At 38.6% G+C, this 13,166-nt stretch carries 14 protein-coding genes; 10 read left to right on the top strand and 4 right to left on the bottom strand.

Annotation, left to right across the window (positions count from 1 at the left end):
* Positions 1–51: 51 nt before the first annotated feature.
* Positions 52–525 carry an Lrp/AsnC family transcriptional regulator gene (locus K9M52_RS01145; protein ID WP_224070234.1) on the bottom strand — a complete coding sequence of 158 codons (474 nt, stop codon included), beginning with the start codon at positions 523–525 and terminating at the stop codon, positions 52–54.
* Between the two features lie 262 nt (positions 526–787).
* On the opposite strand from K9M52_RS01145, the gene ppsA reads away from it, so the two are divergent.
* The 3 genes from ppsA (at position 788) to K9M52_RS01130 (ending at position 5,160) form a co-directional block, all read left to right on the top strand.
* Entirely contained in the window at positions 788–3,211 is a 2,424-nt protein-coding gene (gene ppsA, locus K9M52_RS01140; protein WP_224070233.1) for a phosphoenolpyruvate synthase, read from the top strand.
* Positions 3,212–3,229: 18 nt separating this feature from the next.
* Entirely contained in the window at positions 3,230–4,378 is a 1,149-nt protein-coding gene (locus K9M52_RS01135; protein WP_224070232.1) for a hypothetical protein, read from the top strand.
* Between the two features lie 89 nt (positions 4,379–4,467).
* Complete coding sequence (locus tag K9M52_RS01130; RefSeq protein ID WP_224070231.1) at positions 4,468–5,160, top strand: hypothetical protein; 693 nt, start codon at positions 4,468–4,470, stop codon at positions 5,158–5,160.
* Here the strand turns inward: K9M52_RS01130 and K9M52_RS01125 are convergent, their stop codons facing one another.
* The gene (locus K9M52_RS01125) at positions 5,161–5,424 is read right to left on the bottom strand and encodes a hypothetical protein (RefSeq protein ID WP_224070230.1); all 264 of its coding nucleotides are present in this window, start codon (positions 5,422–5,424) and stop codon (positions 5,161–5,163) included.
* Between the two features lie 372 nt (positions 5,425–5,796).
* Between K9M52_RS01125 and K9M52_RS01120 the strand changes: the two genes are divergently transcribed.
* The 7 genes from K9M52_RS01120 (at position 5,797) to K9M52_RS01095 (ending at position 11,103) form a co-directional block, all read left to right on the top strand.
* Positions 5,797–6,675 (top strand): YDG/SRA domain-containing protein, encoded by an 879-nt coding sequence (locus tag K9M52_RS01120; RefSeq protein WP_224070229.1) that lies wholly within the window; start codon positions 5,797–5,799, stop codon positions 6,673–6,675.
* 481 nt (positions 6,676–7,156) lie between these two features.
* Positions 7,157–8,170, top strand: coding sequence for a PDDEXK nuclease domain-containing protein (locus K9M52_RS01115; protein ID WP_224070228.1), 1,014 nt, complete (start codon positions 7,157–7,159; stop codon positions 8,168–8,170).
* 62 nt (positions 8,171–8,232) lie between these two features.
* A complete protein-coding gene (locus K9M52_RS18995; protein WP_262902418.1) occupies positions 8,233–8,787 on the top strand; it encodes a PDDEXK nuclease domain-containing protein in 555 nt (184 codons plus the stop codon).
* Between the two features lie 10 nt (positions 8,788–8,797).
* Positions 8,798–8,962: a PDDEXK nuclease domain-containing protein gene (locus tag K9M52_RS19105; protein ID WP_394369867.1), complete on the top strand. Its 165-nt coding sequence runs from the start codon at positions 8,798–8,800 to the stop codon at positions 8,960–8,962.
* 542 nt (positions 8,963–9,504) lie between these two features.
* Positions 9,505–9,735 carry a RhuM family protein gene (gene rhuM / locus K9M52_RS19100; RefSeq protein WP_224070227.1) on the top strand — a complete coding sequence of 77 codons (231 nt, stop codon included), beginning with the start codon at positions 9,505–9,507 and terminating at the stop codon, positions 9,733–9,735.
* Between the two features lie 25 nt (positions 9,736–9,760).
* Positions 9,761–10,021 (top strand): hypothetical protein, encoded by a 261-nt coding sequence (locus K9M52_RS01100; protein ID WP_224070226.1) that lies wholly within the window; start codon positions 9,761–9,763, stop codon positions 10,019–10,021.
* An 86-nt stretch (positions 10,022–10,107) separates the two neighbouring features.
* A complete protein-coding gene (locus K9M52_RS01095) occupies positions 10,108–11,103 on the top strand; it encodes a serine hydrolase domain-containing protein (RefSeq protein WP_224070225.1) in 996 nt (331 codons plus the stop codon).
* Between the two features lie 23 nt (positions 11,104–11,126).
* Here K9M52_RS01095 and K9M52_RS01090 read toward each other — a convergent pair whose 3' ends face one another.
* Both K9M52_RS01090 and K9M52_RS01085 read right to left on the bottom strand, forming a co-directional pair.
* A complete protein-coding gene (locus K9M52_RS01090; protein ID WP_224070224.1) occupies positions 11,127–11,351 on the bottom strand; it encodes a hypothetical protein in 225 nt (74 codons plus the stop codon).
* Between the two features lie 326 nt (positions 11,352–11,677).
* Positions 11,678–13,165 carry a serine hydrolase domain-containing protein gene (locus K9M52_RS01085; protein WP_224070223.1) on the bottom strand — a complete coding sequence of 496 codons (1,488 nt, stop codon included), beginning with the start codon at positions 13,163–13,165 and terminating at the stop codon, positions 11,678–11,680.
* Between the last annotated feature and the right edge of the window lies 1 nt (position 13,166).

Below are 13,166 nucleotides of genomic sequence, written 5' to 3'. Positions count from 1 at the left end.
AAGCAGTTAGTTTTGGTTGCGGCCCTGGCATTTACCGGGGCCAATTTTGTATTACAATTGCAGGTGAATTGACGTTTCATTTTTGGCTTCGCTGAGTACAAAGAGGCTTTGCACGGTAACGATATTTGGTAATTTAGAAAGCTTCTCAAGATAGAATTTATGATAAGTATCTATATCCGTTGTGACGATCTTCAACAGGAAATCATAGTTGCCAGCCATCTGATGGCATTCCAGTACCTCCGGGTATTTGACGACAGCCTGTTGAAAGTTTAATAGGGTAATATCTGTGTGGTCATGCAACAATACCTGGCTGAAAGCCATAATCCGTTTATGAACTTTGCCTTTATTGACGATAGCTACAATTTTATCAATGTAGCCTTCAGTACGTAGACGACGAATTCGTTCATGAACGGATGCAGTGGATTTATTCACCAGTTTGGCGATATCCTTTCCGGCCATTGCCGCGTCGGACTGTAAAATATTTAGTATGTCAATATCAGTCTGATCGAGTGCACCCAAAATCATAACTAAGGCTTTTTAAACTGACAAATTTTTTCTTCCCTCTTCCCCTCAAAAGCATCAGTTGCTGCCATTAAAAAAACAGCCAGATGTTCTGCATACTGTTATTTTAATTGAATTTTTACCCTGTATTGCCTATTTGCGAACTCGAAGGTAATTTTATATTGATTAATAACAAATGTTTGTTATTGTATTTTTTTAAGATTTCAAAACTGACTGCTTTTGGATTTTGGAATCTATTGAAACACAGATATTTAAAAAAATAAATATGAATAGTCCAATTGTTTTGCCTTTAAATGGGCTTGGTATTAAAGATATTGCTTTAGTTGGAGGAAAATGCGCTTCGCTGGGAGAGATGATAACCAATCTTTCTGGGATGGGCATCCTGGTTCCTAGTGGTTTTGCCATCACCACAGAGGCTTATTACAGGTTTATCAGGGAAAGCGGGCTGGAGGAATTTATAAAAAAAGAAATTGGGAAGATTGATTTTAATGATATTGAATCTTTGCGCAGGTCGGGTCTCAACATCAGGCAGGCCATCAGCAATACAAAATTTCCTTATACATTAAGCGAAAAGATCATAGATGCGTATAAGACCCTCTCAAAATCTTATGATCAGGACTATACGGATGTGGCGGTGCGCTCCTCTGCCACGGCAGAAGACCTTCCGGACGCCTCTTTTGCGGGTCAGCAGGAAACCTATCTGAATATTAGAGGGAACGCCTCATTGATCGATGCAGTACGCAATTGCTTTGCCTCACTATTTACCGACCGTGCTATCAGTTATAGGCAGGGACTGGGATATGATCATTGCGCTGTAGGCCTATCTGTTTGCGTGCAGAAAATGGTGCGTTCAGATCTGGGTGCTAGTGGTGTGGCTTTTTCGATTGACACCGAATCCGGTTTTAAACACAGTGTGCTTATTAACGGAGCTTTTGGGCTAGGTGAACTAGTGGTTCAAGGGGCGATTTCTCCAGATGAATTTAACGTCTATAAACCTTTACTTAAACGAGGTTTTCCGGCGATTATAGAGAAAAAACTGGGGTATAAGGATAAACAAATGGTTTACGGCAATACCTCGGACGAACGGGTGAAAGTCATTCAGACTGATAAGACGCAACAGTGGCGCTTCTGTCTGGAAGATGATCAGATCCTTCAATTGTCCGATTGGGTCTGTAAGATTGAGGAGTATTACACCGGGCTCAAAGGGCATTGGTGTCCTGTGGATGTGGAATGGGCAACAGACGGTTTAAGTGGGCAGCTATATATCGTTCAGGCACGCCCGGAGACAATTCATTCCCGCAAGAATCCGAGTATGATCACCGAATATGCAATGCAGGAAGACCAGGATAAAAAAGAACTCTTGAGGGGAATAGCAGTGGGGGATAAGATAGCTACCGGGAAGGTCAATATTCTTTATTCGCTAGACAAAAGGATAGGAGACGGTACCGTATTCCAGAAAGGGGATGTGCTTGTAACTGATATGACGGATCCTGATTGGGAGCCGATTATGAAAATTGCTTCTGCCATCATTACGAATAAAGGGGGCAGGACCTGCCATGCGGCAATTGTTGCTAGGGAAATGGGTGTGCCTGCTATTGTCGGATGTGGTAACGCGACAGATTTGTTAGTGGCTGGCCAAGAAATCACCGCTTCCTGTGCGCAGGGAGCGGAGGGTATCATCTATGAGGGAATACTTAAATTCTCTACCACTGAAATTGATCTGACAAATCTGCCGAAAACCAGAACAGCCATTAAGTTAAATGTCGCTTCTCCTTCTATGGCCTTTAAGTTCGCCGCCTATCCTAATAAAGGTGTCGGACTGGCCAGGGAGGAGTTTATAATTAATAATTATATCAAGATTCATCCCTTAGCTTTGCTAAAGCATAAGAGCCTGAATGATCCGGAACTATCTAAGTCGATCTCCGAAATGATTAGGGGATTTAAGGATGAGGAGGATTATTTCTTACAGAAGCTGGCGTTCGGGATCGCTAAGATCGCAGCTGCATTCTATCCTTCAGAGGTGCTGGTCCGTTTTTCGGACTTCAAGAGTAACGAATATTATAACCTGCTTGGGGGTAAATATTTTGAGCCTGAGGAAGAGAATCCGATGATCGGCTGGCGTGGAGCTTCCAGATACTACTCTGAAAAGTATCAGGCAGCCTTCGGTTTGGAGTGCAGGGCGATTAAGATGGTTCGTGAACAGATGGGCCTAAGAAATGTGGCGGTTATGATTCCTTTTTGCAGAACGCCAAAGGAGCTGGAGAAAGTGCTCGGAGTGATGAATACTTATGGGCTGGAAAGAAATAAGGAGCGCCTGAGGGTATATTTGATGGCAGAAATACCCTCAAATATCATCCTGGCGGAACAGTTTGCGAAGATGATTGACGGCTTTTCCATTGGGTCCAATGATCTCACCCAGCTGACCCTTGGGCTGGACAGAGATTCGGGATTGGTGGCAGACCTCTATGACGAAAGGAATGATGCTGTCAAGATCATGATCGACAATCTGTTGACGGCGGCAAGATATGAGGGTATCAGGGTGGGTATTTGTGGTCAAGGGCCCTCTGATCATCCGGACTTTGCCAAGTTTCTGGTGGAAAGAGGAATTGATAGCATTTCTGTTACTCCTGACGCCGTCACTAAAACGATTTATGCAGTAAAGGCCGTAGAGGATAAACTTGGACTATAAGTCTTAAATATAGATTTTATGGAACGAATAACCTTTTCAAGAGACGAGCTATATGATCTGGTTTGGAAAGCGCCAATGCTTACCTTGGCGAAAAAATATGATATCACGGATGTAGGTCTGCGAAAAGTTTGCCTAAGAATGGACATACCACTACCGCCTCAAGGATATTGGCAAAAGGTTCAATTTGGTAAAAAAGTCAAAAGATTACCATTGCCAGTTAAACACGATGGAGAGAATCATTATGAATTAAAAACAAGAGACGAGGATAATGCGTTCCGTCATGGGCAACTATCAGTTTTACATGCAAAACAATTGGAAATTGAAAATGGATTGGCAGAACATCTTGTTGTTCCAGATCGCCTATCTAATCCTCTAAAAATCGTTTCCGAAACGAGGGATTTCATGCTAGCCAACAAAAGAAACTATTCTCCATTTAAAGGAGTTATAGAAAACGGACCAAATCTTTTAACAACCAGAGTAGCTCCCACAAATGTCGGCAGAGCGCTCCGGATTTGGGATTCCCTAATAAAGCTTTTGCAGCTAAGGAAACATTCGGTAGAATTAACACAAAGAAAGTCACTAGTTGTTATTGATGGGGAACAGTTTGAAGTTTGCCTCAAAGAAAGATTAGTACGAAAGGAGGTGCCTACATCCTGGAGGACGACGACTGAATTTCATCCTTCTGGATTGCTATATTTTAAAGTTGAACGATTTTATTGCAAAGAATGGATAGATGGAAAATTAAAATTAGAGCAACAGTTGTCAAAAATATTAGCTTTCCTTGAGGTGAAGGCTTCGGAGGCGAAGGTTGAACGAGAAAAGAGAGAAAAATTAGCCGCAGCTAATGAGGCTAGGATACAGTCTGAAAAGGAAGCCTGGCAGAAGAAAATCGATGAATTAGATGCTTTTAAATGCCTCCTAGATGAAAGTGAAAGATGGCAAAAGATCAAAATAATGCGAGCCTATATAAGTGATGTGGAGCAGTTAATTGAAAAAAACGCTGGAAGCCGGGATTATTCGGTTGTTCGAAAATGGATAGACTGGGCAAAAGATAAAGTTAATTGGTATGATCCGTATATTCTTCAAATGGACCCGTTACTAGATGAAGTGGACAGGGAGAGCCTAGACTTTAAAAAAAGACCACCATACAATCTTGGCTTTAAGTAATATAATAATATTCGATAATTTAATCTCACTTTAAATTTCTAATCATGAAACCGACCGTTCTTTCGGAAATCAAGGATATAAAATTAATATTGGGTAAACTGCTGGAATTATCTGATTTGGCAACTGATAGTAAGTTTTCCATGCAAAAAGTGGAATCTGCTGCGAAGTCTTTTTTAAAATTTCAATCTGAAAGAGGGCAGTGGATCGCGGAAGATAGTCTGGAAAAATATTTTAAAGGCTGTTGGAGCGCGGGCAAGTTTATTCGTGAGCATTTTGGATTTAATGATTGGATAAAATATAGTTACTCCTACCTATATAATAGGAAAAGCATCGAACGGCTGGCGGATGAATTAAAAAAACGAAATGTTGATCTCCAACGCTATACAGAATATGTCGCGAGCCAGGCCCTTTTTCAAAAAAAAATGGATGAATTTTTCGAAAAGAAAAAGGGTAGATATGCTTATTTGTTGCCGGATGATTTAGCCGATATCCAAACAACTGATGTTCCCAAACCGGATGTAAAGTTAGTTCAGGATGATATCACTGAATTAAGAAAAGAATTTGATGAGTTCAAAATGATAGAATTTATTGATGTCTACAAAGGACATTACGCCGTTTTAAAGACTGATTATTCTTTTTATAAATATAGAGATTCGGAGTTAATTGACAGATGTAAGAAGTGGTGTCATAATTTTAACTATGCTAATGAAGCCCTGAAACTACTTACAAATCGAAATGTGAAGTTTAATCCTATAAAAGACGAAGATATGCTGGAACTATAACTATCTCTTTTTCGTTTCGATCATTAATACTTCGCTTTCGAGATACATCGCCTTTTTTCGCCCTTTTAACAATTGCGGTTTAACGATTCCAGCTTGAACCGCTCGTAAAAAGGTTGCATTGCTTATGCCAGCCATTTTTAATGCCCCTTCTTTTGTTAACAGCTGATCTTGCTGGAGGGCTGCTTTTATTTCTGCCCTTATCATTAATCTGACTTTCTCCAAAAAGTCTTCAGTTGATATTGTATGAAGGAGGATGGTTTCCATATATCCTGATTGATTTTTGTTTCAGATGCTAAGTTACGAACGTTAGTAGGTATTTCTTCAATTTTTAAATCTTGAATTGGCTGAATTTTGAAACAAGGCGATTTTAATTAAAAATGCCACTTAAGGATACAATTTAAATCTTTGAAAATGATAAATGAAGATTGCTAATGAAGGGTTTATGTAATGATATCTAAATTTCGATTGCTTGGCGAAACAATGGATATATCTTTGCAGGGATTTCTGATACATTCTAAGCTATAAAGAAAACTTGTCTTCTGAGTATTCATGGAATAGGTAATGGTTTGAGTCCAAAGTTTGTATAAATTCTGTGTCAGTTTTGTGATTCTTTGAAAAATTCTTTTAATTTGAATAATGGCAAATTATACTTTTGGAGAAATTGACAATGTAAAAGAAGGTGATTCATTCAGTGACAGAAAAGCACTACGAGAAGCCGGAATTCATTTAGCACTCGTGGCTGGCATAGATGGGAATCAATCGGTAGGAGCCTCTTCTATTGTTTTAAATGGTGGTTATGTGGATGACTTGGACTTAGGCTCCGAAATCATTTACACCGGCCAAGGAGGCAATGATGCAAATACTAAAAGACAGGTTGCAGATCAAAAATGGACGCTCGGAAATAAAGCGCTTTTGGTAAGTGAAATGTCAGGCTTACCAGTTCGATTAACGCGCGGATTTAACCACAAATCTGAATTTAGTCCAAAATCCGGTTATGTATACGGTGGATTATATAGAGTAACAGACCATTTTGAGGAAAAAGGTAAGGACGGGTATACAATCTGCAGGTTCCGTTTAGAAAAAATTAATTCTTTCGAAAATTCTCTTCAAATAGGTAAACCAGCTGTCCCGGAATTATTCACAACTTCCGAAAGGGTGGCAACTACAGTTTTGAGGATTATTCGAGATACTAAGCTTTCCAAAAGGGTAAAAGAGTTGTATGATTATAAATGCCAGGTGTGTGGGATTCAAATATCTGTTAAAGGAATAAAATATGCTGAAGGTGCTCATATTAAGCCTCTCGGTAATCCTCATAAGGGTGAAGATAAATTGGGAAATCTGTTATGCTTATGTCCGAATCATCATGTGATGTTTGATAAGGGAGTCTTTACTATTCATCCTTCTGAATATTCTTTAATTGGTATAGGTGGAGAATTGACCTTTGATCATAAAAAACATGTTTTAGATCAAGAAAATCTTAAATATCATCAAGAGCATATATTTATCAATCATTAATTGAATTTATTTGTGGTGGCAAGTTTGTTACTGATCCAAGCCGCTCCATGCAAAAATGAAATCTGTGATCTGGAAATTGAAAATTGATGTTTTAGGTGCTGTATAAAAGCAGCTGGCTTTAAATTATGACTTTTCTTATCACTAGGCGATCTGCCACCTTATTGGACAAGTTTTTGTAGGTTTTGGGGAAATCTTGGGGGGCAAAGAAGGACAGAGATATTTTTGGCTGTATTTTTGGCAAATTCTGAACTTTTAACAAAAAACTTGTCCCTCATTTGCCCCCAAATGATACAACAAATTGAAGATTAATTGTGATTAAATTCTGTATTGGGAAGTGAGGGCGAAATGGAAAAATAAGTAAAGTAAGTTGGAAATTAGGATTTCTCGTTGAACATTTGCACTTACCATTGTTTTTTATGCGTTCAAGAAATTAGGGTGGACATGATTGTTTGTTTAATTTTGAATAAATTTTAAAATGAAGATGAATAATGATAAGTTAGCACATAGTGATAAATTGTATGATGAATTATCGCATCTTATTGAACAAAGCAAATCTCAGGTAACGACGCAATTAAATAGTGGAATTATTATGTTGTATTGGCTAATTGGGGGGAGAATTAATGCCGATATTTTGCAGAACCAACGTGCCGATTATGGAAGAGAAATTGTCGTGACGCTGTCACGACAATTGGTGAAGAACTATGGAAGGAGTTTTGAAGAAAAGAATCTTCGCCGAATGATGCAATTTTCTGATCAATTTGTAGATAAGGGAATTGTCGTGACACTGTCACGACAATTAAGCTGGTCACATATTCTTGTTTTATTACCTTTAAAAACTATGGAGGCCAAACTATATTATGCAGGGGTCGTTAACAAGGATAAGATTGGAGTAAGAAGTTTGAGAAAAAGTATCTTAAATAAGGAATTTGAGAGAAGAACAATCGCTAATCTGCAAAATGTAAGTAACCATCCCGCCATTCATAATAATTTTAAAGATCCTTATTTTCTAGACTTTCTTGACCTCAAGGATACTTATTTGGAAAAGGATTTAGAAGCCGCAATTCTTAGGGAGTTAGAGTCCTTCATCTTAGAACTTGGGAAAGGGTTTGCATTTGTTGAGCGCCAAAAGCGAATGATAATTGATGGTCAGGATTTTCATCTGGATCTATTGTTTTTTCATAGAACTTTAAGACGTTTGGTGGCGGTAGAATTGAAGCTAGGTAAATTTGAAGCTAAATATAAAGGTCAAATGGAATTGTATCTAAAATGGCTTGATAAATATGAAAAAAAGGAAGGTGAGTTGCCGCCAATTGGCTTAATTTTATGTGCAGAGAGTAGTCGGGAACAAATTGAATTATTAGAAATGCATAAGGATGGAATAATGGTTGCTGAATATTGGACAGAATTACCTTCAAAAATAGAGCTAGAGAAAAAGATCCATAATATATTGATGGAAGCCAGAGAAAGGATAAGTAATAAAAACCTATTGGAGTAAAATAATAGCGTCTCTGTGGTAAAGGAATTGTTACATCAAATCGTCAGTTAGTAACTGACGATTTGGTAAAAACTTTCCTAAGTGTTGGGTTTACTCATCATGTTGTAATTGTAAATAGTATAAAAGATTTTGATATTCGGTGGTTTTATTTAAAAATAGCAGCCAATCGATTTTGGAGTGTTTCAGTATTGAAAAAGCAGATTAAAGAGCGTGCACACGAAAAAATTAATCCTAAACACCATAATTTTGAATTGACGATTCCAGAAAAATCTATAAAAGACAACGCGTTAAACGCATTTAAGGATGAAATGCTTTTAGATTTTATAAATTTAGAAGATGAGGATGAAGAACCAGATGAGAGAGTCTTAGAAAAAGAGATAGTGCAAAACATTAAGCATTTTATAATGGCGTTGGGACCGGATTTTTCGTTTATAGGTAATCAATTTAGGTTGATTATTGAAGGAGAAGAGTTTTTTATAGATCTCGTTTTCTTTAATAGAACTCTTCAAAGCCTTATTGCGATTGAATTGAAGAAAGGCAAGTTTAAAGGTGAATACTTAGGCAAAATGAATTTATATCTAACAGGTTTGGATGAGTATGTAAAAAAAGTCACATGAAAATCCTTCTATTGGTATTATTTTATGTAAAGAGAAAAATGGTAAAATTGTAGAGTTTGCCTTACGAGATATTAAAAAGCCAATGGGAGTCATTACTTATAAAACTCAAAATGAACTTCCAGAAAAGTATAAAAAAGCGTTACCCAACATTGAGGATTTAAAAAATCTACTATAGTTAAATCGATAGGATTAAATAATTAGTAAATTGCGTTCAGTTTATTATTCTATTTCAGTATTTTGCTATAAATATTGTCCATCCTGTTACACCTATACTACACCTCATTTGATGTAATTGATTGATAATTAGTGAAGTTGAATTTACTTTATTGGCAAATAGGAAGGTAAAGACATAACAAAAGAAAATAAGGGAAAGTGATAGTGATAGTATTATTTCAACATACAATTATTGAAAAATAATCGCTCAAGAATTACAGGAAATCTAAGTGCTATACTTTAATTTTTTTAGCTTTGCATTCTAACAACTTGTAGTGTCTTAAATACCAGATTTATATGATATTGACGATTTTCCATTAGTTAAAAGTATTTGGAAAATTGAAATTTCAAGTTGGTTTGGACAGCTCATTCGTAAATAAACGAAAAGATATGCAAAGAGCTGATTTTTAAATATTTAAGACTTCAAGTGGGACGGATATTCAGCTTGTACTTGATAATGATACAGTATGGCTTGATGCTCATTTGATTGTTAAATTGTTTGACGTGAATAGGCCCGTAATTGTTAAGCATATTCAGAAGATATATAGTACTGGCGAATTAGAGCAACTTTCAACCTGTTCCATTTTGGAACAGGTTGCGGCAGACGGCAAAATTCGCAAAATGAACCTATATAACTTGGATATAATCATCTCGGTCGGATATCGAGTTAATTCCAAGCAAGCAACGCAATTTCGTCAATGGGCGACTCATAGGGCTGAAAGAGTATCTAGTTGAAGGGGCTTCAATCAATCAATGGCGTTTGGAACAATTACAGCAAACTATTCAAATAATCAGTGGAACCGTAAGTACGGAAACTCTGGAATTAGACGAGGAAGAAATACTAATTAAAGCAGGCAAGTCTGCTGCTTCTAGAGCTATTCGTATTTCTAGACCTTTAAACTTACCTATTCATTATATAAAGGACGGCAAATTAATTGAGGAACTTCCTGACGGAAGCATTAGAATAATTAAGGATATTCCTCGGGTAGTTAGTAAAGACCAATTTCTGACAACTATCTGAGATTTGCTCTTAATTTTACGTATTGAAATAAATAATTAGATGCAATGCATTTTGGAAGGAGATATATCTTACTTGGTTTGGTCTGTTTGACTACATCCTTTTGTTTTGGACAATCGAAGGCTGACCAGATTATCTGGTATTTGTCTGAAGGGCATAAGGTGGGACTATTTAATGGCAATGTCCTAGTTGCCGAAAACGGTAAGATTGTAGCTGAAGCTGCGGTAGGATATGCCAATGCGGCTAAAAAAGATACGTTGACGTCCGCTTACAGGTTTCACATAGGGTCGATCGCCAAAGAATTTGATGCGGTCGGCATAATGATGCTGGCAGAGCAGGGTAAGCTTAAGTTGAGTGACAAAGTATCCAGGTTCTTTAGGAATCTGCCGGCCTGGGCAAATAAGATAAGTATTAAGAATTTACTGCAATATACCAGCGGATTACCAGAAGTCAAATATGGGTCGGTACACGGAGATGCAGATAATTGGAAAGATCTGAAAATCTTAAAAGCGCTGGATTTTGAACCTGGCACCCGGTACGCTTATAATAACAACAATACTTTTTTGCGCAGGATGATCATTGAAAAGATTACTGGCAAGTCCTTTAATGATTTTGTTCAGCATAATATGCTTAATAAGGCCGGCATTAAAAACGGTATAGTTGATCCGACAGAAAAGGATCCGTTGATTGCAAGATCCTTCGATAATAATCTCAAGCAGGATGGACTCGAAGTTCCCATCTCAGGCTGGACCTGTCTTACTGCAAGGGATTTCTATAAATGGGCGAGAAGTATCAGTCATTTCAGGCTGATTAGTTCCGGTTCAACTAAAGAAATCTTAACGCCCTTTAAAGAGGGCAACCAATGCGGACTGGGCGGTGGTGTTATAGCCGGGGATACTGTGAAAGAACATATCCACGACGGCATGGCCATGCACTACCAGGCGCTGGAATATGTGGAAAATGAGAATGGTATCAATAGGGTCATTATTATTCTCTCCAATCAAAGACAAGGGAACGTCTATAAGATTGCTGAGGCTATCTATCATATTTTGGATGGTAAGCCTTATCAGAAACTTCGAGAGTAGCTCATGTTTTTCTTCATGGCTTACTAAATACACTTCAGAGCCTGGCCCGCAAATGGATTTTCTACTATATGATACAGCTCCTTCAGCATAAAGGGCATGAGCAGAAAAGCGGCAAGCCCCAGTTTTTTTACGATACTCTGTATCTTCGGATTACCGCTGATGGCGATCACTGGCAAACCGGGATGGCAGGAAATAATTTGATGAACCAGATCTTTACAAGCGGGGCTTTTTTGATTGATATCCATCATCAGAAGATGCGGAATGTATTCAGCCAATGTGGTGAAAAGCTTCGATTGGTCGTTTACGCTGATTGTCGTATAATGCTTCTTTTGTAATGCTGTTTGAATAACCTCCAGCAGACCTTTATTTTTCCCAGAATAAGAATTTTCTTCATAGGTGTTATTGAAATTCCAATTGAGTGTCTAATTGCCTTGTTGACACGGAATTCTTTTTATCACTTAAAGATAATTCAAAAACAATTGCGGATTAATTTCTATTTGATTTTTGAAGTTTTATGCCGTCCAGTTTGGAACTTAATCGATAGCCAGCTGTATGGTAGAATTTCAATGGGTCGTTAATTTGTCAGCTCCTTAATCATCCGTTTACCGTTAGTATTTCCGGGGTTGAGCTCCACGGATCTTTGATACATTTGAAGGGCTTCATTCTTTTGCCCAGCCTGCATCAATGCTTCCCCATAACTGTCAAAGGCGTTATAGCTTTGAGGGAAAAGCATTGCATTGATTTTGAAAGTGACAAGCGCTTCATTCAGCTTGCCGGACCGCATAAGATCATAGCCCAGATGATTGAATTGATTCTCTGACAAGTCGTAAGCCGGGTTTTTCTTATAACGTTCAAGACTGTCTCTGGCAGCCATACTACCGCTATTCACCAATGCAAGTCCGAAAATATTGGCGATGCTTCTGCCGGGTATTTTAAGCTTCCGACCCGCCATGATCATCAGTGCATCGACTTCCATATCCTCTGCGCTGCGCTGCGTATTGTCCAGCACAACTGCCAGTCGCTGTTTATGAAACTGATATAGAACGCCAGTGGATAAACCGGTGATCCCTCCACCATGTCCGGCAATTTTTCCAAGAACGCTATCCTGTTCCACCTGCCAGCCCAGCCCCATACGTGTTGGTTGCCCGCCTGTAAGATGTATGGCCGTCTGAGAAGCTTTTAAAGTTTCTGGTTTTAGAAGTTTTCCATTTAACAAGGCTTGGTTGAATAGAAAAAGATCATATGCGGTTGTTACGATTTCACCAAACCCCCGGAAATTATACCTATGCCAATATTTTTTTGTATCCCGCATGGTGTCTGCGGCTTCTTTTTGATCATTAAAAAGATGGGTGACATATAACCTGGATAGGTTCTTCTTTTCAATGGAGTCATAATTATAAAAAGTAATTTTAGGTATAAAGGTATCTTTCATTCCTGCAGGTTCAAAGATATTTTTTTGCATATAGGATTCGTAAGATATGCCTGAAACTTTTTTGATAATCAGCGCCGCAAAAACAGAATTTACATTATTATAGATATGGGCCGTGCCTGGTTTGAAGGCTAAGTTAGCATGCGCCTTGGCGTACTGACTTACAACATCGGCATTTGTAAATATGCTATCAAGATATTTTTTTGCTACCTGGGCAAACACGTCATCCCAGCCGGGAAGTCCGGATGTATGCGTCAGCAGTTGTTGTATCGTCACACAGGGATAAGGGAAGTCAGGCAGGTACTTTTGGACGGGGTCTTCAATATTCAATAAGCCCCGGTCCTGCAACTGTAATACCGCTGTTGCTGTAAGCAGCTTGGTAATAGAAGCGATCGGAAAACGGGAGTGAGCGGTATTCAAGCGCCCTGTGCCAAAGTCCGCATAGCCAAAGGCTTTTTGATAGATGATATTAGGGCCCTCTGCAACCAGGATAACGCCGTTGAATGCATGCTGTGCCGCCTTGGCTGAAAAGTAAGCGTCCAGCCTCGCTACTTTACCCTTCAGTCCCTGCGCCTTTGCGCCCAAGATACAGACAGCTAATAGGCTAGCTAGAATTATAGGTCCTTTTCTCACG

Source organism: Arachidicoccus terrestris (genome assembly GCF_020042345.1).
Classification (GTDB): Bacteria; Bacteroidota; Bacteroidia; order Chitinophagales; family Chitinophagaceae; genus Arachidicoccus; species Arachidicoccus terrestris.
Note: the sequence above shows the minus strand (reverse complement) of the source record. Positions and strands in the feature narration are given on the sequence as shown.

Bases quoted from the DNA above. Each gene is read 5' to 3' on its own strand.
- K9M52_RS01145 (WP_224070234.1), bottom strand. From the start codon at position 525: ATGATTTTGGGTGCACTCGATCAGACTGATATTGACATACTAAATATT.
- K9M52_RS01120 (WP_224070229.1), top strand. From the start codon at position 5,797: ATGGCAAATTATACTTTTGGAGAAATTGACAATGTAAAAGAAGGTGAT.
- K9M52_RS01090 (WP_224070224.1), bottom strand. From the start codon at position 11,351: ATGATGGATATCAATCAAAAAAGCCCCGCTTGTAAAGATCTGGTTCAT.
- K9M52_RS01125 (WP_224070230.1), bottom strand. From the start codon at position 5,424: ATGGAAACCATCCTCCTTCATACAATATCAACTGAAGACTTTTTGGAG.
- K9M52_RS01115 (WP_224070228.1), top strand. From the start codon at position 7,157: ATGAATAATGATAAGTTAGCACATAGTGATAAATTGTATGATGAATTA.
- ppsA (WP_224070233.1), top strand. From the start codon at position 788: ATGAATAGTCCAATTGTTTTGCCTTTAAATGGGCTTGGTATTAAAGAT.
- K9M52_RS01135 (WP_224070232.1), top strand. From the start codon at position 3,230: ATGGAACGAATAACCTTTTCAAGAGACGAGCTATATGATCTGGTTTGG.